At 41.2% G+C, this 19,964-nt stretch carries 21 protein-coding genes, 1 tRNA gene and 1 pseudogene; 11 read left to right on the top strand and 12 right to left on the bottom strand.

Translation table 11 applies throughout. The features are described 5' to 3' along the window. Window positions 1–179: 179 nt before the first annotated feature. Window positions 180–252: transfer RNA gene (locus B5X76_RS20430), tRNA-Thr, on the bottom strand. Between the two features lie 294 nt (window positions 253–546). Here B5X76_RS20430 and clpB point away from each other — a divergent pair. The 3 genes from clpB (at window position 547) to B5X76_RS20415 (ending at window position 4,073) form a co-directional block, all read left to right on the top strand. Beyond that, entirely contained in the window at window positions 547–3,156 is a 2,610-nt protein-coding gene (gene clpB / locus B5X76_RS20425) for an ATP-dependent chaperone ClpB (RefSeq protein ID WP_079645774.1), read from the top strand. Between the two features lie 110 nt (window positions 3,157–3,266). Continuing rightward, entirely contained in the window at window positions 3,267–3,632 is a 366-nt protein-coding gene (locus tag B5X76_RS20420; protein ID WP_079645773.1) for a DUF4180 domain-containing protein, read from the top strand. A gap of 27 nt (window positions 3,633–3,659) precedes the next feature. Next, window positions 3,660–4,073: an SPFH domain-containing protein gene (locus B5X76_RS20415; protein WP_079645772.1), complete on the top strand. Its 414-nt coding sequence runs from the start codon at window positions 3,660–3,662 to the stop codon at window positions 4,071–4,073. 52 nt (window positions 4,074–4,125) lie between these two features. Here B5X76_RS20415 and trxB read toward each other — a convergent pair whose 3' ends face one another. From trxB to pyrE, 4 genes are all read right to left on the bottom strand, one after another. Then, a complete protein-coding gene (gene trxB / locus B5X76_RS20410; RefSeq protein ID WP_079645771.1) occupies window positions 4,126–5,088 on the bottom strand; it encodes a thioredoxin-disulfide reductase in 963 nt (320 codons plus the stop codon). Window positions 5,089–5,105: 17 nt separating this feature from the next. Beyond that, a complete protein-coding gene (locus B5X76_RS20405) occupies window positions 5,106–6,047 on the bottom strand; it encodes a 3'-5' exonuclease (RefSeq protein ID WP_079645770.1) in 942 nt (313 codons plus the stop codon). 192 nt (window positions 6,048–6,239) lie between these two features. Then, window positions 6,240–6,635 carry an SRPBCC family protein gene (locus B5X76_RS20400; RefSeq protein ID WP_079645769.1) on the bottom strand — a complete coding sequence of 132 codons (396 nt, stop codon included), beginning with the start codon at window positions 6,633–6,635 and terminating at the stop codon, window positions 6,240–6,242. A 93-nt stretch (window positions 6,636–6,728) separates the two neighbouring features. Continuing rightward, on the bottom strand, window positions 6,729–7,376 hold the full coding sequence (gene pyrE / locus B5X76_RS20395; RefSeq protein ID WP_079645768.1) for an orotate phosphoribosyltransferase: 648 nt from the start codon (window positions 7,374–7,376) through the stop codon (window positions 6,729–6,731). Between pyrE and B5X76_RS20390 the strand changes: the two genes are divergently transcribed. Next, entirely contained in the window at window positions 7,375–8,001 is a 627-nt protein-coding gene (locus tag B5X76_RS20390; protein WP_079645767.1) for an NUDIX hydrolase, read from the top strand. The genes pyrE and B5X76_RS20390 overlap by 2 nt on opposite strands. A 24-nt stretch (window positions 8,002–8,025) precedes the next feature. On the opposite strand, the gene B5X76_RS20385 is transcribed toward B5X76_RS20390, so the two are convergent. From B5X76_RS20385 to B5X76_RS20375, 3 genes are read right to left on the bottom strand one after another with little or no spacing between them, the layout of a single operon-like run. Further along, the gene (locus B5X76_RS20385; protein WP_079645766.1) at window positions 8,026–9,153 is read right to left on the bottom strand and encodes a DUF3810 domain-containing protein; all 1,128 of its coding nucleotides are present in this window, start codon (window positions 9,151–9,153) and stop codon (window positions 8,026–8,028) included. After that, the gene (locus tag B5X76_RS20380) at window positions 9,137–10,198 is read right to left on the bottom strand and encodes a nucleoid-associated protein (protein WP_079645765.1); all 1,062 of its coding nucleotides are present in this window, start codon (window positions 10,196–10,198) and stop codon (window positions 9,137–9,139) included. The genes B5X76_RS20385 and B5X76_RS20380 overlap by 17 nt, the downstream gene beginning before the upstream one ends. Before the next feature lie 23 nt (window positions 10,199–10,221). After that, on the bottom strand, window positions 10,222–11,127 hold the full coding sequence (locus tag B5X76_RS20375; RefSeq protein ID WP_176141157.1) for a histone deacetylase family protein: 906 nt from the start codon (window positions 11,125–11,127) through the stop codon (window positions 10,222–10,224). A 391-nt stretch (window positions 11,128–11,518) separates the two neighbouring features. Here B5X76_RS20375 and B5X76_RS20370 point away from each other — a divergent pair, with 391 nt between their 5' ends. Next, on the top strand, window positions 11,519–12,178 hold the full coding sequence (locus tag B5X76_RS20370; RefSeq protein ID WP_079645809.1) for a YceH family protein: 660 nt from the start codon (window positions 11,519–11,521) through the stop codon (window positions 12,176–12,178). Between the two features lie 7 nt (window positions 12,179–12,185). Then, the gene (locus B5X76_RS20365) at window positions 12,186–13,196 is read left to right on the top strand and encodes a WD40/YVTN/BNR-like repeat-containing protein (protein WP_079645764.1); all 1,011 of its coding nucleotides are present in this window, start codon (window positions 12,186–12,188) and stop codon (window positions 13,194–13,196) included. Window positions 13,197–13,615: 419 nt separating this feature from the next. Here B5X76_RS20365 and B5X76_RS20360 read toward each other — a convergent pair whose 3' ends face one another. Both B5X76_RS20360 and B5X76_RS20355 read right to left on the bottom strand, forming a co-directional pair. Further along, complete coding sequence (locus tag B5X76_RS20360; RefSeq protein ID WP_021070659.1) at window positions 13,616–14,038, bottom strand: SH3 domain-containing protein; 423 nt, start codon at window positions 14,036–14,038, stop codon at window positions 13,616–13,618. A 20-nt stretch (window positions 14,039–14,058) separates the two neighbouring features. Further along, a complete protein-coding gene (locus tag B5X76_RS20355) occupies window positions 14,059–14,544 on the bottom strand; it encodes a BON domain-containing protein (RefSeq protein WP_079645763.1) in 486 nt (161 codons plus the stop codon). A 149-nt stretch (window positions 14,545–14,693) separates the two neighbouring features. Between B5X76_RS20355 and B5X76_RS20350 the strand changes: the two genes are divergently transcribed. After that, window positions 14,694–15,107 carry a PH domain-containing protein gene (locus B5X76_RS20350; protein WP_079645762.1) on the top strand — a complete coding sequence of 138 codons (414 nt, stop codon included), beginning with the start codon at window positions 14,694–14,696 and terminating at the stop codon, window positions 15,105–15,107. Here the strand turns inward: B5X76_RS20350 and B5X76_RS20345 are convergent. Continuing rightward, window positions 15,073–15,894 (bottom strand): XRE family transcriptional regulator, encoded by an 822-nt coding sequence (locus B5X76_RS20345; RefSeq protein ID WP_079645761.1) that lies wholly within the window; start codon window positions 15,892–15,894, stop codon window positions 15,073–15,075. The genes B5X76_RS20350 and B5X76_RS20345 overlap by 35 nt on opposite strands. A 99-nt stretch (window positions 15,895–15,993) precedes the next feature. On the opposite strand from B5X76_RS20345, the gene B5X76_RS20340 reads away from it, so the two are divergent. From B5X76_RS20340 to B5X76_RS22315, 4 genes and pseudogenes are all read left to right on the top strand, one after another. Further along, on the top strand, window positions 15,994–16,737 hold the full coding sequence (locus B5X76_RS20340) for an ImuA family protein (protein ID WP_079645760.1): 744 nt from the start codon (window positions 15,994–15,996) through the stop codon (window positions 16,735–16,737). Next, window positions 16,688–18,223: a Y-family DNA polymerase gene (locus tag B5X76_RS20335; protein WP_245801101.1), complete on the top strand. Its 1,536-nt coding sequence runs from the start codon at window positions 16,688–16,690 to the stop codon at window positions 18,221–18,223. Before B5X76_RS20340 ends, B5X76_RS20335 begins: the two co-directional genes overlap by 50 nt. Before the next feature lie 3 nt (window positions 18,224–18,226). After that, a pseudogene (locus B5X76_RS22320) lies at window positions 18,227–18,532 on the top strand (PHP domain-containing protein); the annotation flags it as partial. Window positions 18,533–18,922: 390 nt separating this feature from the next. After that, complete coding sequence (locus tag B5X76_RS22315; protein WP_245801103.1) at window positions 18,923–19,663, top strand: error-prone DNA polymerase family protein; 741 nt, start codon at window positions 18,923–18,925, stop codon at window positions 19,661–19,663. 16 nt (window positions 19,664–19,679) lie between these two features. Here B5X76_RS22315 and B5X76_RS20325 read toward each other — a convergent pair. Further along, window positions 19,680–19,964 (bottom strand): integrase core domain-containing protein (locus tag B5X76_RS20325; RefSeq protein ID WP_139375431.1); only part of this gene is annotated, 285 nt, incomplete at its 5' end.

Below are 19,964 nucleotides of genomic sequence, written 5' to 3'. Positions count from 1 at the left end.
AGCAATTAGAACTTGGTTTAAATTGAATGAAAATACTTATTTTTTGTAAGAAATAATAAGTATTTCAAAATAAATTCCATAAAAAAAAGATTCCGTTAAAATAATAATAGCTGATTTTGGCTTACAGGAGGTCTATAAAATTAAAAAACTCAAGGGCAGATTGCACTTGAGTTTTTTTGAGCCTCCTATCGGAATCGAACCAATGACCTACTGATTACAAGTCAGTTGCTCTACCAGCTGAGCTAAGGAGGCGTAAATCCCTTTCGGATTCAACGATGCAAATATGAGAAGTTTTACCCTATTTTGCAATACCTAAATACACTTCATCCCATCCACACGCATAATACTTTGAAATTCAATATAAAAACTTTTATTTTATTGATAATCGGAAAATTTGACAGCATACAACCAAGTAAACAAGACAAAATTTCAGTAAAAAAGCAAAAAAACCGTAAGGCATCTATTTTGTTTAGTCTTTAGCAAAAGTCGGGAACAATTGATCTCAAAGGTTTCTGATTTTAAACTTTTGACTTTAAAATTTGTAACATGAATTTCAACAACTATACAATCAAAGCACAAGAAGCTATACAGAAAGCTTCAGAAATAGCAACAGGCAATCAACAACAAGCGATTGAACCAGCTCATCTACTAAAGGCGCTGCTAACAGTAGATGAAAATGTCATAAGCCACCTTTTAAAAAAACTAAACGCAAATATTGGATATGTAACGTCCGAGATAGACAAACTTATCGAATCCTTACCAAAAGTAAGCGGAACAAATGTCTATTTATCCAATCCGACATCCACTGTCTTACAAAAAGCACAAAGCTATCTCAAAGAATTTAACGATGAGTACATATCAGTCGAACATATTCTTTTAGGCTTGCTGTCCGCTAATGACAAAACATCCTCACTCCTTAAAGATCAAGGTGTAAATGAAAAAGATTTAAAACTTGCCATAAAAGAATTACGAGGTAAGAATAGAGTAACCGACCAAAATGCTGAAGCTACGTATAATGCTTTAGGTAAATATGCTCGTAATCTAAACGAATTTGCGGAGTCCGGAAAATTAGACCCTGTCATTGGTCGAGACGAAGAGATCAGAAGAGTAATGCAGATCCTTTCTCGCCGAACCAAGAACAATCCTATTCTCGTCGGAGAACCCGGAGTTGGTAAAACAGCTATTGCCGAAGGAATCGCACACCGCATCATTAAGGGAGATGCGCCAGAAAATCTAAAGAACAAAACAGTATTTTCATTAGATATGGGTGCATTAATTGCCGGTGCAAAATACAAAGGCGAATTTGAAGAGCGATTAAAAGCCGTAGTAAAAGAGGTCTCCGATAGTGATGGTGAGATTATCCTATTCATCGACGAAATCCACACCTTAGTCGGAGCCGGCGGTGGCGAAGGGGCAATGGATGCAGCAAATATCTTAAAACCTGCACTAGCACGTGGCGAACTCCGTGCTATAGGGGCAACCACACTCAATGAATACCAAAAATATTTTGAGAAAGACAAAGCCCTTGAACGTCGTTTCCAAAAAGTAATGGTCGAAGAACCGGATACCCAAGATGCTATTTCCATCTTAAGAGGTCTTAAAGAACGTTATGAAACACACCACAAAGTACGGATACTGGATGAATCCATTATTGCAGCTGTAGAATTATCACAACGCTATATTACGGATCGATTCTTACCGGACAAGGCTATCGATTTAATTGATGAAGCAGCTTCCAAACTACGCTTGGAGATGGACTCCGTTCCAGAAGCAGTGGATGAATTAGAACGTCGTATTATGCAGCTCGAAATAGAACGTGAAGCCATAAAAAGAGAAAATGATGATAAAAAAGTTGCAGAGCTATCAGAAACTATAGCTAATTTATCAAATGAACGAGACTCTTTGAAAGCAGCGTGGCAATCGGAAAAAACACTAGTAGACCGTGTCAATCAAGAAGTGCAGAATATTGAGGACTACAAACTCGAAGCAGACCAGGCCGAACGGGCAGGTGACTATGGAAAAGTAGCCGAGCTACGCTATGGAAAAATCAAAGAAGCGCAAGATAATGTAGAAAAGTTAAAAGCTGAGCTTAACGAAAAACAACAGAGCAGCCGTATGCTAAAAGAGGAAGTTACCTCCGAAGACATTGCAGATGTCGTATCGAGATGGACAGGCATACCGGTAAACAAGATGGTACAATCAGAGCGTCAGAAGCTACTGAACCTAGAAGAAGAACTTCATAAACGGGTAGCTGGACAAGAAGAAGCTATAGAAGCGATTTCTGATGCCATACGCCGTTCTAGGGCAGGACTAAGTGATGCTAAAAAACCAATTGGCTCATTTATCTTCCTCGGTACTACCGGAGTCGGCAAAACCGAACTAGCCAAAGCGCTCGCAGAATTTCTATTTGACGACGAACACGCACTCGTCAGGATAGATATGTCTGAATATCAAGAACGACACGCTGTATCTCGATTGATCGGAGCGCCTCCAGGATATGTAGGCTACGAGGAAGGCGGCCAACTCACTGAAGCCGTTCGACGTCGCCCCTACTCCGTAGTCTTGCTAGACGAAATTGAAAAGGCACACCCTGATGTATTTAATATTCTCTTACAGGTTTTAGATGATGGTCACCTTACCGATAATAAAGGACGGGTAGTGAATTTCAAAAACACGATCATTATCATGACATCAAATACAGGATCGCATTTGATACAAGAGAACTTTGCAGGACTGACTGACAACAACAGAGATGAAGTAGTTGCAAAAACAAAAGATGAAGTATTTGAACTGCTCCAAAAATCAATACGCCCCGAGTTTCTCAACCGTATTGACGAAATCATCATGTTCACACCATTAAGTCGTAACGAAATCGGCAGTATTGTACGTTTGCAGTTTGATCGTGTACAAAAACAGCTCGCAGAGCAAAACATATTCCTGTCGGCATCCGAAGATGCCTTAGATTGGTTAGCACAGCTGGGGTATGATCCGATTTACGGTGCCCGTCCACTAAAACGGGTCATTCAAAAACGGATACTCAATGAGCTATCTAAAGAAATTCTCGCAGGTAATGTAACAAGCGACTCCATTATTCAATTGGATGTCTTTGATGGAAAATTCGTATTCATCAATAAGAATGCGGAGAATCCATCCTAAAACACATCAGCTTCAGTAATAAATAGGGCCTCTTTAAGATAAAGAGGCCCTATTTATTACTATAGTCGGCCAATTTATTATATTTACGATCAAAACACAAGAACAAAACTATGGAAATCAAGTACATCCCTAGTAGACAGGGCCAGATTGCAGAAATAACTGGAGAAAATGTTTTTATCCAAAATCAAGATGATGCCTTAAACTTAATGATGAACTGCCTATATGGTGGTGCGGATAAATTAATCTTACACCAAACGAACATTATCCCCGATTTCTTCAACCTAAGAACCAAGCTCGCAGGTGATATCCTACAAAAATTCTCCAACTATCAAGCACGTCTGGCGATAGTCGGAGACTTTTCCATTTATAACAGCAAAAGTTTACACGATTTTATACGAGAGAGTAATCGCACAAAACATATAAACTTTGTCAACACAAGAGAAGAAGCACTCGAACTCTTTGGTGGACTACATTAATATTGCAACATTATAAATCTATATATTATGAACACATCAAAACCTATTGGTATAATCTTAGGAGCTGTAGCATTAATTGTCATCATTTTAATGTTCGGACTCCCTCGTTACAACGTATGGCAACAGGAAATGGCCGGTAAGGCTGAAATGGCCAAAGCAGAACAAAACAGAAAAATCCTCATAGAAGAAGCTAAAGCAAGATTAGAAGCAGAAAAACTAAATGCTCAAGCCGAAATTGAACGAGCGAAAGGAATGGCTGAGGCCATGAAATTAGAAAATGGAACGCTTAACAGCACTTACAATCAGTATCTATTTATACGTACATTAGAAAAACTAGCTGACAAAGGAGATCTACCCCAAATTATCTATATGCCATCAGAAGGCCTAGTTCCCGTGTTGGATATTAGTAAAAAGAATACCACTTCAGCTCCAACTAATTAAATCAATAAAAAAAGGGGCAATCTACCCCCTTTTTTGTACTTAAAAACAGTTGTTATTCGCCATCTTCCTTAGCAGCCAAATAGCGTTCCGCTTCTAAGGCAGCCATACATCCCGTTCCTGCAGCTGTAATAGCTTGACGATAAACATGATCCTGTACGTCACCACAAGCAAATACACCTGGTATATTGGTAGCCGTAACATTTGGCTTAGTAATCAAATAACCACTTTCTTCCATATCCAAAACACCTTTGAATAATTCGGTATTTGGCTGGTGTCCGATCGCTACGAAGAATCCCATAACGTCTAAGTCTTTTGTTTCTTTAGTCTGATTGTTCACTACACGAACTCCAGTCACAACCTGTCCATCGCCTAAAATCTCTTCTGCCTCACTGTTATAGTGCACCTCGATATTTTTAGTGTTCATTACGCGGTGTACCATCGCTTTTGAAGCACGGAACTCGTCACGACGTACCAACATATGCACTTTATTACATAGTTTAGCCAAGTAAGTTGCTTCTTCAGCCGCTGTATCTCCAGCTCCAACAATCGCCACATCCTGACCCTTGTAAAAGAAACCATCGCACACAGCACATGCAGAAACACCAAAACCATTATATTTTTCTTCTGATGGTAACCCCAAATACTTAGCTGTTGCACCAGTGGCAATAATAACTGTATCAGCAGTGATCGTTTTAATATTATCGATTTCCACTTTATGTACACCGCCGTCCTTAGAGAAGTCTACTTTAGTAGCATAACCAAAACGCACTTGGGTACCAAAACGCTCAGCTTGTGCACGTAAATCTTCCATCATTACTGGGCCTGTAATTCCATTTGGATAGCCAGGGAAGTTATCTACTTCAGTAGTCTGCGTTAACTGACCGCCAGGTACTATACCTGTATAGACTACAGGTTTCAAATCGGCACGAGCCGCATAAATGGCTGCAGTATATCCTGCTGGACCTGAGCCAATGATCAGACACTTTACGTGTTCAACCTCTTGTTGTGTATTCATCTATATTTTATTCTATATTACTTCCCAAATCGATCCTGCAAACCCTTTAGCATATCTGTCGTTATAGGCTTGCTGGGTTCATCTATCTTTTTCTTGAACTCACGCTTCACATTTTCATTTCCTACAGCAACCTCTTTCCCTTTAGCTTCTTTCTTCTGTGTTTTATGTGCATTCCAGATATTCTCTAATACCTTCTTTGTGTAACGTGGAAAATCTCCATTTTGCATCCAAGCATAATAACTCGGTTCAACATCAAAAATGTCCGTTACTTTTTTCCCTTTATGCTTTCCAAAATTGATTGCAACCTCTCCATCCTCATCATAAACTAAACGCCCCGCAAAATCAACCGGCTTAGAAAGATTAGTAAATGTATGCAACGCCTCTACATCATTGACAACTGGATAGGACACAGCACCATGTTTATCCTCAAAAGCAATACCGTTATACTTGTCTAATTGAGCCTTCAACACCTCGTATGTCGCACGAACATCCGCTTCAGCTTGATGTGCATTCTCAAGGGATTTATCACAATAAAAACGATAAGCGGCCTTCAATGTACGCTGCTCCATCTGATGAAAAATATTTTGAACGTCAATAAAAGCACGTCCTTCCAACGAAAAATTAACACCCGCAGCTAAAAACTCTTCCATTAACATCGGAACATCAAACTTATTAGAATTATAACCCGCTAAATCCGCATCCCCTATAAAGTCGGCGATTTCTTGTGCTAACTCTTTAAAAGTTGGAAGATCTTTTACATCTTCATCATAAATACCATGAAATAAAGACGAAGCTGGAGGAATCGGAATCCCAGGATTAACCTTTTTAGTATACACCTCTTCAGTTCCATCAGGCAATATTTTCACAATAGCAATCTCAACGACCTTATCCGTAGCAATATTTACACCTGTAGTTTCTAAGTCAAAAAAGGCTAACGGTCTTCTCAAATTTAATTCCATGGGCTAAAGATAATTCTAAATCTGTATATACAAAAATACTGAATCCAAATCGTTACAATATCAGTTCTTCGTCAATAAAAAGGGACCAAAACCGAAAATTTTACGACGATTTCCCCTTTCTCAATATCTTTGGAAAACAAAAAAAGGGTAGAAAAAATCTACCCTTTTTTATTTTTTATAAAATAATCTTCGTTATCCTAGTGTTTCTTTCAACCGTTGAACTTGATGATCCACCAACTTCTGCAAAGGTCCCGAAGCCATCATCTTCATCATCATATTAAGCTGTGCTTCGATCACAAACGTAGCTTTAGTCTCTCCCCCCTGCTCTTCCAATCTCCATGCTAATTGAATCTCGAAAGGAGCATCTTCAGAAGGCACACAAATAATCTCCTTATTCTCAACTCTCTGACTTATCCTCAGCGCTAGTTTCGCCATATTTTTAATCGTAAAACGAGCTTCGTCCACAGTAGATGTCCAATTATAGATATTCTCCGGCATCAGCTGCTCATGGTTGTTCAAATCAGCCAAGAAGGCATAAACATCACCTACAGGCTTATTTACAATTACATTGTTCTGGATAACAGTCATCTCTTTAAGGATTTATATTTTAAAATTATGAAACTGACGTAAGTCTATTTATATGATGAAAGTCAAACTTTCATCACCTGTCTCACTTTATTTTTAAACTTCCGGTGTCCAGTTTGCTGGATCTACACGCCATTGTTCCAAAACTGCTATATCAGCTTCAAGAACATAGCTTTTATCAACCGCAACATGAATAAGTGCATTGTAATCACATAAACTAAATAATGGACATTTCGCTTCAGCAAAATTAGTAGTAGCAATATCCAAACCATATGTAAAAATCGACACTAAACCGACTACATTACAACCTGCATCACGCAAAGCTTTTACAGCTTGTAGAGAACTTTTCCCAGTAGAGACCAAATCTTCGATCACAACAACACGTTGACCTGAAACAGCCTCTCCCTCGATCAAATTTTGACGCCCATGCTCTTTAGCGCTACTGCGCACATAAGTAAAAGGCAATCCTAAATCTTGTGCTACCAGTACACCCTGAGGTATCCCTGCAGTTGCCACACCCGATATCATATCCACAGATCCAAACTCCTCTTGGATTAATTGAGAAAGCTTTTGACGTATGTACGTACGGATAGCCGGATGTGATAATGCGACACGATTATCACAGTAAATTGGAGACTTCCACCCCGAAGCCCATGTAAAAGGACTTTTAGGTTGTAATTTTATTGCTTTAATTTGCAATAAGGATTCAGCAACTTTTTGTTCAACCTCATTAAAATTATTCATGGCACAAATTTATAAAATTTATATGAACCAAAGCCTGCTAATTTTAGCAGATTTTGCCCCCTCTATCAAGGGGACCGTACAAACTATTGGTTTACAAGATATTGATCTAGAAAAACTTTTCAACAGTATTACGAAAAACAATGACTTAACTTACTTATATGTCCACCCCAATATTAATCAGGTATTAAAAAACATATTAACGAAGGTAAAAATCATTCATGCTGCGGGAGGACTTGTAAAGAATGGTGAAGGAGACTACCTTTTCATCTACAGGCTAGACAAATGGGATCTACCCAAAGGTAAAGTAGAGGAGTCTGAAAAAATGAAAGATGCAGCTCTACGTGAAGTAGAGGAAGAATGTGGAATTAAAGTAAATTATCTAGGCCCTAAAATAGCTACCACTTATCATACCTATTACATGCGTGGCAAATTTGTACTAAAACAGACGAAATGGTATGAAATGGGCGTGAACAAGGTTCCGAAATTAATCCCACAAACAGAAGAGGATATTACCGAAGCTATCTGGCTGAATGCAAAAGAATTAGACAAGGTGGAACGTAATACCTACCCCCTAATAAGTGAAATATTGAATACTATTAAAAAGAAAAAACAAAAAAAACAGTAAAAAAGAGGTCTATGCCCTCCTCCTTCATCTAGTGGGAGGAGCATACAACTTCTCTTTTTCTTCCTGAGACATTTCATGTCTTTGTTGTTTTTCCCAAGCTACAATAAGCTGGGCCATCATATCGTATCTGGCCAAACCTTCTGGTTGATTATTGTGTTGAAGATACTGATCATAAAACATCCCTGACAACTCATTCAACCACCCTTGTTTGGATTTCCAAAAGGTATATTCCTCCTTAAAATCAGCACGTACTTTCTCCGACAGCATATTACGCAGTCGTTCCATCTGCTCCTTATCTCTAGAAAGAGGCTTCAAGAGACTCTGAATAGCCGCATAGTAAGCAGCATACCGATACCAGCTGTTTTTATGATCGACCAACATACGAAAAGAAATAAAATTACACTCATCTTCAAATCCAACCCCCATCTGATGCGCCAGTTCGTGCACATACACAAAGGGATATAAACTATTAGGAATCTCTTGATTGACATGAGCCTCCATCGTAAAAGGATTAAAATAACCAGAAACTGTAAAATAGGAAATCAATTTACTCGATACAGGTTCTTTAGCATGCACCTGTGATTTGGAAAGAAAAGATCCAAACACAGTATCTTTTCGGATATACTCCTCTAGATCCATCTTTACACCCAATCGAGGTTGGTGCTCCAGATCTAACTGCTCTCTAAGTCTATTAGCCATAACAATATACTTGGCCAAGACCTCCGTATAATCGTCAACATGGGTACCCTGTACATCTAAATTTAAAGACTGGCTTACAGGCAATCTGAAATAGTTAAGTCCCCAGTTGACATAAAAGAAAGTATACAACACACATAACATAGTTACCAATTGTAAACTATATTTTAGCCCGTCCTTCCAAATCCGTTTCCACAGCGACATCGTGATACGTACTAACAACAACAGTGTTATGAGCACGACTCCTAAATAGAGCAGATCCCCTACACTAAATGGCACCCAAGAAAAGAGTAAAATCGACAAATAGGAAAATACAGGATAAAAAGTTTGGGAATAATATTGCTCTATCCAGTCTGGTCTATCCTTAACAAAGAACATACAGACCTGAACAAAAAGACAAATACCAATTAGCACATAATACAGCGTATTATTCTCTCTTTTACCCTTCGCTCTCATTTTCGTAATACAACTTATAGTAGTTCATCCCCTTCTCCTCATCATACCCGTGTTCCAAATATTCCCGTTTCCCATGTACATAAACATGAAAATTCTTATCCAGCTTGATGACCGATTTATAGGAAGACTGCATTTTCTTTACAGCGGGTGTAGCAATCTCAAAGTTAGCCTGAAACGGCAGATCGAACTCATCCTCAAAATTCTGCTTGTACTCATTAAACAAACCGACAGCCTGCGGATTAGCGATAACCTCTTCTTCAAACTCAGCACTATCAAACGTCTCTTTGGTCTTAAAATAATTCATAGATCGATTCAAAAGATCTATCTTATCCGCAGTTTCCAACTCAAAAACCTCATCCAGCTTCTCGTTTACAAATTTTTTATACACCTTCATCAGGTTACCGGTCTGCTGATAATTATCATTTCTCGATTTAAGCTGCAGAAAATTATCTTTCCAATACACCGCTTCGGACTGATTCGTCTGATCCACGACAAGGACTTTAAACCCTTCCTCAGATTCCGTATTGACAATAACAACCCCTTTATCGAGTTTATTGATATTGATGGCCTCCTGTTCATAATTCAACTGAAATCCCCCCTGCTCTGGATATACTTTCAAATAAGCTTCTTTATTCTCTGACTTAAAGATCCCCACAGCATTCCAATCCTCCCCTTCCATCTGCACATTCTTCAACGAAACCACATACACCTCACCCGGTTTAATTTTCGGATGTTCAGACACCTCATACAGATGTTTGGTCACCTGTTGTGAAAATTCATGAAAACCGATTTCTCTATCGAAAAATTTCTTACTGAAGTGATACACTTCATTAAGCTGTAGTTCCTCATTCGGATGAAAAAAACGATATACCTCATTCGCCTTGACAAAAGGCTTCATGAAGTATTGCATCAATAAATCCGGCAAAACCTCATCTCCTGCAATATCCACAGGCTCTTCGGATAATATATAAAATTCATCGTTGGTCTTATTACCTACGTGATGTATAGATAAGTTTTCAAAAGAGGCATCTTGATAAAAAAACATAGTATAAAATTAAAAGTCAGAAGTTAAAAATTAAAAATATCAATTGCTACCCGATAAGTTTCGACATGTGCATTGACAATATCACGAATCTGTGTCGAATACCCACCACCCATGCTGACCTGTACCGGAACCTTATGTACCTTACAGCTTTCCAACACCATCCTATCTCGCTCTCGGCATCCAGCAGCAGACACCTTCAGTTTCCCAAGCTTGTCCGAGCCTAAGATATCTACTCCTGATTGATAAAAAACAAAATCAGGATTAACCGTTTCAAAAAGAAAGGCAAGATTGTCGCTTAGTAGCTTTAAATATAAGGCATCTGTAATACCATCTTCCAACGCGACATCTCTATCCGAACGTTCCTTGATAAAAGGGAAATTCTTGTCTCCATGCATCGAAAAAGTATAAACCGGAGAAACTCCCTCAAAGATATGCGCCGTACCATTACCTTGATGTACATCGAGGTCGATAATCAAAATACGCGTTGCCAATCCTTGTTCCAACAGGTAAGCAGCCGCTATCGCCTGATCGTTCATCAAACAGAAACCCTCTCCAAAATCACGTCCAGCATGATGTGTGCCACCGGCCACATTGAAGGAAACACCATAATCCAACGCAAACAAAGCAGATTTCAGGGTACCGTCTACCAAATAACGCTCCCGTTCCACCAGTTCCTGAGACAAGGGAAAACCTATGCGTCGCACCATCTTTGCATCCAACGTCAAATCAAACAATCGTCGTAAATAGTCCACATCATGAACCAGCGCTGCCGTTTCAAAATCAACCATCTCCGGTTCAAAAAAATTAACAGCGGACACCAGCCCCTCGTAGCAGAGCTGCTCAGGAATCAGTTCATACTTCAACATCGGAAAGCGATGCCCCTCACGCACAGGGTGAACATATTTGGTATGATGAGCGATTTTAAGCAATTCGTTATATTTTCAGCCCACGAAAATACAAAGAAGTAAATAATTCAGGGAATTATTTACTTCTTCCCCATCTCTGTTGCAGCGTAGAGAAACAGAAAAGCCTGAAGCGCTCAACGAAGTTAAATCTACAAGCTTGGAAAGGAAGATATCCAAACTTTAGAAGTTCGTGATTCCTCAGAATTCTATGATAATACCAATTTAAAGCAAAACCCTTACATTTTCTCCTTTTATCGCCTCCAAAGTTTTGCAAAACTGCAGGAATAGATACACGTTGTTGCAAAACTTTGAAGCGATGAGTTTTGCTTACTTTTTACGGAAAAAAGTAAGAGCCACTCGCGGCTTGAGCGAGAAGTTTACTATCTTAGAAAACAATTATACTTTACATACAACAATGGAAGAAATAAAAACTTTACCTCAATTAAGCTCAGAAGAGATTCGCGTCTTAGGATGCCTGTTGGAAAAGTCAAAAACTACCCCCGAATATTACCCTATGACCATCAACAGTCTTCAAGCAGCCTGTAACCAGAAAACATCACGCAAACCTGTAGTCAACTATGACGAAAGCACGATCATCAGCACATTAGATGGTTTAAAACGTCGTGGCTTAGTATCTACTGTTGTAGGCGGAGGATCACGTGTCACCAAATACAAACACAACATAGCCATTCAGTACCCTTTAGTTCCTGCCGAATTAGCAGCATTATGCCTATTATTCTTAAGAGGTCCCCTCACTGCAGGAGAGATCAACTCTAACTCAGGGCGTCTTTATGAATTTGAAACACTGGATGAAGTACAAGAGTTATTAAACAAGCTTTCAGAAGAAGAAACTCCTTACGTCAGACTCCTAGCCAAACGTCCTGGACAGAAAGAAGCCCGATATATCCACCTTTTTGGAGAATTTGACGAAGAAGACTACGAGGCAAATTCAATACCGACCACCACAGGATCAAGCTCTCAGGTACAAGCTTTAGAAGAACGTGTAGCCACATTAGAGACCGAACTATCTACCTTACGCGAAGAGTTCAATAAGCTTATGGCAGAATTAAGCTAACAAAAGAATGAAAATAACAATCTCCCTGATTGCCGGAGCACTTGGCATACTAACAACAAGCGCCGCCCAGACCTTTGTACCTCTAGTAGAAAACAAACCCTCTAGCTTCAGAGGATTGGCAACCTATGGAAAAGAAATCGTATGGGTATCGGGAAGCAAAGGAACTGTAGGCTACTCCTCAGATAAAGGTAAAAGTTGGCATTGGGTAAACCCTGTAGGATATGAAAATATTGACTTCAGAGATATCGCTGTCATCAACAAAAAGGAAGCCCTAATCATGGGGGTAGGTTCTCCAGCTATTGTTCTAAAAACTAAAGACGCAGGAAAAACATGGACCAAAGTGTATGAAGATAACAGGCCTGAGATTTTTCTTGATGATCTAACCTTTGATGGAAAAACTGGCTATATCTTAGGTGATCCTATCGATGGTGCCTTTCAACTCTTAAAGACAACAGACAAAGGAAATTCATGGAAAGATGTAAGCAATGAGTTCATCCTGTTTGCCGATTCGGGTGAAGCCGCTTTTGCAGCTTCAGGATCCTCGATGAAACAATGGAAAAACCACCTGTACATTGGCACAGGTGGAAAATATGCTAGTTTTTTTGACTTCAACCCCAAAGCCCTCCGCGTAGACAAATACGATTGTCCGATCCTATCGGGCAAAGCTTCCGCGGGAATTTTTGCAATTGATTTCATCAATCCCAATACTGGAATTGCAGTAGGTGGCGATTACCTATCCGATCAGGACAATAGCAATAGTATACTTTTGACAAACGATGCAGGCAAAAATTGGGTCAGACCAAACACCCCTGTACAGGGCTACCGTTCCGATGTATGCTATATCACCGAAAACATTGTACTCGCTACCGGAACATCCGGCACAGACATTTCCTACGATGGGGGCATGAACTGGAAAAATATATCCCAAGATAGCTTTAACACGATTAGCAAAAGTCCCGACGGCAAAACAATTTACCTAACGGGGTCGAATGGCAATATTTCCAGATTAATCTTATAACCCTTTTTAGCGTAATATTTACCAGCTATTACATTTTAACACAACAGCTGGTAAATATTACTTATATTCGATAAGTAGCCTTAGACAATACAGGAACAATGCACCACATATGTACAGTGTCTCCGTAGTAAGTCCAGAGTGAGTCCAGGTCAAGTCCAGGTTTTACTTGCTGCCAAATCGGTTACAACACGCACACAGTCCGCACACAATTACTGTCATATTCGAATCTCAATACTATCTATATTATAGCTATGGCATTGGTACATGCCCTTGAACTCATCTATTGAGCCCAATTCAACAGATAAATATAAAGCCACCCGAACAACAAATGGCAACAAAACAGCGAAGCCCCACACTATATATAGCGCAGGGCTTTTGCAAAATTAAAAACAGTAAATCTTTTTCTTTAAAACTAAAAATTAGCCGATGGGCTCTAAATACTGCGCGTAACAATATCCTTCTTCCCCATCCTTTGTCCGTACTAACCACCATTGACTATTCGCCCTGCTGATTAAGGTAATAATTTCATCCTTTGCAGCCTTACCTACAATGGGTTGATCTGTCCCTGGTCCCTTTCTAACATTAAGGTTTGAACTTTCCGTAATGACACGAGCCTGTGTACCAGCTACTGCGGTAGACACATCCACATTCATCACCACATCCCCAGACAAAAAATTAGGATCTATCTGATTATAGATGTCCCATAGTTTATTCTTAACATCAGCATTCGGAGCTGTACCTCTTATTTGTAAAACTCCATCCTGCTCTGCCATCTGCAGATCACTGATACCAGAAGCATTAGCGGTATCGATCAAAACTTTATATTTATTTAATAAAGACATATTTTCTTTTTTTTAAACCACTATTTAACAACTAACGCCGACATATCCACTTTCTTGGGATTCAGGGCATCCAACGATTGCTTCAGCACCATTACCCGCGCTTGCTCTAATGTACCTGTGACAGTAATCACACCACCTGCCACCGTAGCTTTCACCGTTGGAAAATCTTTTGTTGCGTCCACAATTTTAGCGGTCAAATCCGCATCATTGGTATTGATTTCAATGGGCGCCTGTACAGTTATATTGTTAACGACAGACTTTATCCCTTTGGCATCCGCTGCTTTCGCAGAATTCTCCAAAAGCGTCCGTTCCTCATCCGAACTTACCGTACCCGATAAAGTAACAACCCCATCCTTTACATCTACCATCACACTTGGATTTGCACTCACGGCTGCCTCTACCTTTGTTTTCAGATCAGCATCTGACACTTTAGATTTACAGGAGATCGCTCCCAAAGTGACAATACTCGCCACCAGGAACATTGAAAATACTTTTCTTAGACTCATAATCATGTTTTGTTTAATTATTTTATAAAAAACAGCCAAACAGCACAATTGTTTGGAAAGGAAAATTATTTTTTACAACATATTTCTTTAAGAAAAACATATGTATATTAGTAGATTGACATCTTCTAAAACGACACAAACAACAAAGCATGGTATTTAAGTCAAAAATCAGCACAGGATTGCTAATTCTACTTTCAACTTCTATTTTACTTGCGCCTGCTATTATGTTATACCATCGTACACATATATGGGAAGCTATAATCCTTTTATTACTTAGCTCCGCAATATGCCTTCCTACCCTACTCAACACCCACTATGCTATCGAAGAAAACACATTAAAAATCAGAAGTGGAATATTTTATAAAAAAGATCTCGCCATAGACAGCATCCGAAAGATTGTAGAAACCAACAATATGATTAGCTCACCTGCCGCATCCCTGGATCGGTTGGAGCTATTTTACAACAACTTCGATTCCGTACTGATATCCCCAAAAGACAAAGCCGGTTTTATCCGTGCTATTCAAGCTATCAATCCTGAGGTGGAGGTGAAATACAAGTCGTAACATGCCGTTCCAAATCTTTTATAGCCGCCATAACCATAGATAAATCCGACTGTTCATCGGGGAAAACACGCGTACTATATGCATGAAACTTCCATATCTCCAGCACCTCTTCCACAGGCACTGTATAGGGACTATAAGTAGGATTAAGTGACGACAATAGAAACTGTCCCTCCCGAAGCCAGGTGACCAACTTGAAGACAAAATCCTGTTGTCCCTTGAGAATCACAATGCAAGGCGTATTGGCAGGAAGAACCGTCCAATCTTCCACATAGCTTCCCGTAATATCACTTCCATCTGGAATCGGTAACATCGAATCACCGACAATAGGGAAAATACGGAAAGTCCCTCCCTGTAGATGCGGCAGTGAATACTTAGGCAGTGAAGCTATAAATTCAGGATCAGCATAACTCGCCGCATACCCTGCTTTGGCCTTGATCGGCACATACTCCACATGCTCATTATTACTTTTATCTACACTAATAGCCAATACCCGAAGATTCCCTCCTTTTATAAAAACATCATTACCCGATTCCAGCTCTCTCAGTTTCAATTCCCCCAATAGCGGAAGATTAACCTTGAGCAAGGTATCGATGCTTACAGAAAAAAAATTAGAGAAATTAAGATAATCCTCAGGTTGAGGCGCTTTCGTATTTCCAGCCTCAATAGAAGCTAATTTCGCCCTTGTTAACCCTAATTTCTCAGCAGCTGCTTCCTGACTCAATCCCTGGCGTGTACGAAGGAATTTAATATTGGAAGCAAAAAATATTTTTTGATTTACCGACTTCATTTGTTATTATAGATAACATTATATTGTTACTATTAATAACAAAAATAAGTAAACAATGCGGTAAATACAAGAATGAACTAAAAACACAGAGCACAGCGTATGGAGGGGACAGCAAAACAAGAGGTGATAAGACAACTTCAGGAAAAGATTTTAAAATTAGAAGGCTTCAAACCCAATACGGGCTTATTAAGTCGGATTGATTTTGGTTTGGCCGAGATAGAATCCGCTTTTCCTTTCGAAGTATTCCCCACCGCCGCAGTCCATGAGTTCATCAGTCCCACTGCAGTCCACGCCACCGCTACCAATGGTTTTATTGCCAGTTTAGTTGCCAAACTTATGCATGCAGGCAATTTCTGTCTCTGGATCAGTACCAAACGTAGCTTATCCCCTCTTGGTTTATCCCATTTCGGGATAGCACCACACAAAATCATCTTTGTTGATGTCGCACAGGACAAAGATGCCCTATGGGTCATGGAGCAATCCCTCAAATGCACCGCACTAGCAGCCGTAGTCGCAGAAATGGAAGAAGTCAGTTTTTCCGAATCCCAACGCTTACAGCTCGCTGTAGAGAAAAGCAATGTTACTGGCTTCATACATCGGAGACGCCCTCGACATGAAAACACCTTGGCTTGTGTGACCCGATGGAAAATCCGCGCTATCGCCAGCAATGTTCCAGACGGTCTCCCCGGGGTAGGTTATCCCACCTGGGAGATTTCTCTAGAGAAAGTCCGCAACGGCAGACCTGGAAAATGGCAGGTCAGCTGGCAAAACAATCGACTGGTACATCTACCCAATGAAGCACACCCAGCAACGGGACTACAAAACAACGAACAATATGCCTAAGCGTTATATGTGCATCTGGCTACCCTTCTTCGGAACCGATAGAGCAGAAAAGGAACAGCCCGAACGCAGGAAAGCCCCTTTTGTGCTCACTCTTGCCCAAAACGGCCGTATAAAAATACAAGCAGCAAATAGACCAGCGCTACAAGAAGGCTTATCCTGCGGTATGGTATTCGCCGATGCCCAGGCTATATTACCTCAACTGGAATCATCGACCTATGATTATATTCTGCTTAGCCAGACACTAAAAGCACTCGGCGAATGGTGCATCCGTTTTGCTCCCATCGTAGACTTACAAACTCCCGATGGCATCGTCCTTGACATATCGGGCTGTGCACACCTCTGGGGAGGTGAAGAAAAATACGGCAACAACATTATCGATAGGCTCGACCAAGGGGGCTACCAGGCACAAGCAGCAATTGCCGACACCATAGGCACAGCTTGGGCAGTTGCCCGTCATACCCAACGACTCAGCATCGTCCCTGCAGCACAACAAGCGCAAGCCCTATCCGGACTACCCCCATCAGCACTCCGGATTTCCCAACAGATACAACAGCGCCTACACAAACTGGGCTTTCGTTATATTGAAGAGTTTATGCACATCCCCAAAAGCACATTAAGACGACGTTTTGGAGATGAACTCATCACCCGGCTAGAACAGGCCCTAGGGACACAGCAAGAACACATCACTTCCATAGAGCCCATACCGATCTATCAAGAGCGGCTATCTTGCTTAGAACCTATATCGACCAACACAGGCATCCAGATAGCCTTAGAACGACTCTTAAACACCTTGTGTGATAGATTAAGAAAAGAAGAGAAGGGACTGCGTCAAGCCGTATTCAGAGGATATCGCATCGATGGTAACCTACAATCCATCCACATAGGCACAGGAAGAGCTTCCTGTAGCCCTTCGCATCTTTTCAAATTATTTGACCTCAAGATACCCAACATCGAGCCTGCTTTAGGTATTGAGTTATTTGTTTTGGAAGCCACTTTGGTAGAAAACAGCGTTCTTCCACAGGAAGGCCTTTGGCTAACTAAAGGTGGTCAGCCGGAAATCGCGGAACTACTGGACAACATTGCAGCCAAATTAGGCCCGCAGAGCATCCATCGTTTTTTACCGTCGGCCCACCATTGGCCCGAACGAGCCATAGAACCCACCGTTTCTTTGGACATGCAGCCTCAATCGAGCTGGCCCAACTATACACTGCGCCCCCTACACCTACTGACACAGCCCGAACCCATAGAGGTCATGGTGCCCCTACCCGATTATCCCCCGGCACTTTTTAGGCACCGCAAGAAAGTGTACAAGCTCGTCAAAGCAGATGGTCCTGAACGCATCGAACAGGAATGGTGGATCAGCAGCGAACAACCGAGGGATTACTATCGTGTGGAAGATGAAAAAGGAGCGAGATATTGGTTGTTTCGCTCCGGATATTACGGACAGGGCCACCCCAAATGGTTCCTTCATGGTTATTTTACATAGAACATGGAATACGCAGAATTACAAACCACCAGCAACTTCTCTTTTTTACGGGGAGGTTCACACCCCGAAGAAATGGTCGAGCAAGCGGTACAGCTCGGTTACAAAGCTATTGCAATAACCGACCGCAACACCCTTGCCGGAATCGTACGCGCCCATCGGGCAGCACGGGGGAAGGCCATCCATTTTATCCCGGCCTGTCGGCTAGACCTACTCGACGGCCCTAGCTTGCTAGCCTACCCCACCGACATAAAAGCTTACAGCAAGCTCTCTTCGTTGCTCACAACAGGCAACCTTCGTGCTGAAAAAGGAGAGTGCCACCTCTATAGCGCAGATGTGTTTCGCTATGCTACAGGCATAAAATTTGTCATCCTACCACCAAAAACGCTCCATGAAAACTTCGACTTTGCCCCGGACTTCCGTGTAGTGCTAAAGCAGTACCAACAACAACTTCATGACAATTTATACCTGGGCGCATCTTTTCTGTACAATGGGGACGACCACAAAAAATTATTTCGACTGAACCAGCTATCACAAGAACTTGGAATCCCCATCGTGGCCCTCAATGATGTACACTACCACAATCCTGAGCGCCGTGAACTACAAGACGTACTGACCTGTGTCAGGGAGAAATGCACTATCCATACGGCAGGCTACCGCTTACATGCCCATGCCGAACGCTACCTCAAACCGATAGACGAAATGCACCGCCTGTTTCGCAACTACCCACAGGCCATCCATAATGCACTACAAATTGCCAAAGCCTGCCGATTTTCATTGGATGAACTGAAATACGTCTACCCCCAAGAAATTACCACCGAAGGAAGAACACCACAGGAAGAGCTGGAGTATCAAACCTGGAAAGGTGCCGACCGGCAATTTGACGGAGATATACCCGAAAAGATAAAAGCGACCATACAGATGGAACTCGAATTCATAGCCCGAAAGAATTATGCCTCGTACTTCCTGACCGTATATGACCTGGTACGTTTTGCCCGTGAACGGGAAATACTCTGCCAAGGACGCGGATCCGCAGCCAACTCGACCGTATGCTACTGCCTAGGTATCACTTCGGTAAATCCGACAGAAATAAATCTGCTATTTGCCCGATTTATGTCAGACGCACGAGACGAACCGCCTGATATTGACGTCGATTTTGAACACGAACGTCGGGAAGAAGTCATGCAGTACGTCTACAACAAATACGGACGCCACCGCTCGGGCATTGTTGCCACAGTAACGCAAGTACATTGGAAGGGAGCCATACGGGATGTCGGCAAAGCTATGGGGCTCTCTGTGGACGCAGTAGATCACTTGGCCAAATCAAAGTACGAACTGACCGAAGAATGGCTCAACGGACAGGAACAAACCTCACAGGGGTTCAGTGCACAAGACCCGTTCCTGCGGAAGGTACTGGAACTGACCGAATGGAACTGCAACTAAAAATGAGAGACTTTTTTTATGCTGCTAATCTTTCTTTACCCAACAGCATTTCTTCCATTTGCCTAGGTGTTTTGTAACCTAAAGCCGAATGTGTTCTTTTAGTGTTATAAAAACCTTCTATATATCCGAACACCTCTAATTTAGCCGAGTGCTGATCCATAAACCTTCTATGGTAGACCATCTCTGCCTTTAAAGATTTGAAGAAACTCTCCGCTACGGCATTATCCCAACAGTTCGCTTTCCTACTCATACTCTGGATTATGTTATTATCGCTGAGTATCGATTTAAATTCGCCACAAGC

Source organism: Sphingobacterium nematocida, from assembly GCF_900168125.1.
In the GTDB taxonomy this organism is placed as follows: Bacteria; Bacteroidota; Bacteroidia; order Sphingobacteriales; family Sphingobacteriaceae; genus Sphingobacterium; species Sphingobacterium nematocida.
The sequence above is the reverse complement of the archived record's forward strand: the minus strand, read 5'-3'. Positions and strand labels throughout refer to the sequence as shown.

Bases quoted from the DNA above. Each gene is read 5' to 3' on its own strand.
- clpB (WP_079645774.1), top strand. From the start codon at position 547: ATGAATTTCAACAACTATACAATCAAAGCACAAGAAGCTATACAGAAA.
- B5X76_RS20420 (WP_079645773.1), top strand. From the start codon at position 3,267: ATGGAAATCAAGTACATCCCTAGTAGACAGGGCCAGATTGCAGAAATA.
- B5X76_RS20415 (WP_079645772.1), top strand. From the start codon at position 3,660: ATGAACACATCAAAACCTATTGGTATAATCTTAGGAGCTGTAGCATTA.
- trxB (WP_079645771.1), bottom strand. From the start codon at position 5,088: ATGAATACACAACAAGAGGTTGAACACGTAAAGTGTCTGATCATTGGC.
- B5X76_RS20405 (WP_079645770.1), bottom strand. From the start codon at position 6,047: ATGGAATTAAATTTGAGAAGACCGTTAGCCTTTTTTGACTTAGAAACT.
- B5X76_RS20400 (WP_079645769.1), bottom strand. From the start codon at position 6,635: ATGACTGTTATCCAGAACAATGTAATTGTAAATAAGCCTGTAGGTGAT.
- B5X76_RS20390 (WP_079645767.1), top strand. From the start codon at position 7,375: ATGGCACAAATTTATAAAATTTATATGAACCAAAGCCTGCTAATTTTA.
- pyrE (WP_079645768.1), bottom strand. From the start codon at position 7,376: ATGAATAATTTTAATGAGGTTGAACAAAAAGTTGCTGAATCCTTATTG.
- B5X76_RS20385 (WP_079645766.1), bottom strand. From the start codon at position 9,153: ATGAGAGCGAAGGGTAAAAGAGAGAATAATACGCTGTATTATGTGCTA.
- B5X76_RS20380 (WP_079645765.1), bottom strand. From the start codon at position 10,198: ATGTTTTTTTATCAAGATGCCTCTTTTGAAAACTTATCTATACATCAC.
- B5X76_RS20370 (WP_079645809.1), top strand. From the start codon at position 11,519: ATGGAAGAAATAAAAACTTTACCTCAATTAAGCTCAGAAGAGATTCGC.
- B5X76_RS20365 (WP_079645764.1), top strand. From the start codon at position 12,186: ATGAAAATAACAATCTCCCTGATTGCCGGAGCACTTGGCATACTAACA.
- B5X76_RS20360 (WP_021070659.1), bottom strand. From the start codon at position 14,038: ATGTCTTTATTAAATAAATATAAAGTTTTGATCGATACCGCTAATGCT.
- B5X76_RS20355 (WP_079645763.1), bottom strand. From the start codon at position 14,544: ATGAGTCTAAGAAAAGTATTTTCAATGTTCCTGGTGGCGAGTATTGTC.
- B5X76_RS20350 (WP_079645762.1), top strand. From the start codon at position 14,694: ATGGTATTTAAGTCAAAAATCAGCACAGGATTGCTAATTCTACTTTCA.
- B5X76_RS20345 (WP_079645761.1), bottom strand. From the start codon at position 15,894: ATGAAGTCGGTAAATCAAAAAATATTTTTTGCTTCCAATATTAAATTC.
- B5X76_RS20340 (WP_079645760.1), top strand. From the start codon at position 15,994: ATGGAGGGGACAGCAAAACAAGAGGTGATAAGACAACTTCAGGAAAAG.
- B5X76_RS20335 (WP_245801101.1), top strand. From the start codon at position 16,688: ATGAAGCACACCCAGCAACGGGACTACAAAACAACGAACAATATGCCT.
- B5X76_RS22315 (WP_245801103.1), top strand. From the start codon at position 18,923: ATGCACCGCCTGTTTCGCAACTACCCACAGGCCATCCATAATGCACTA.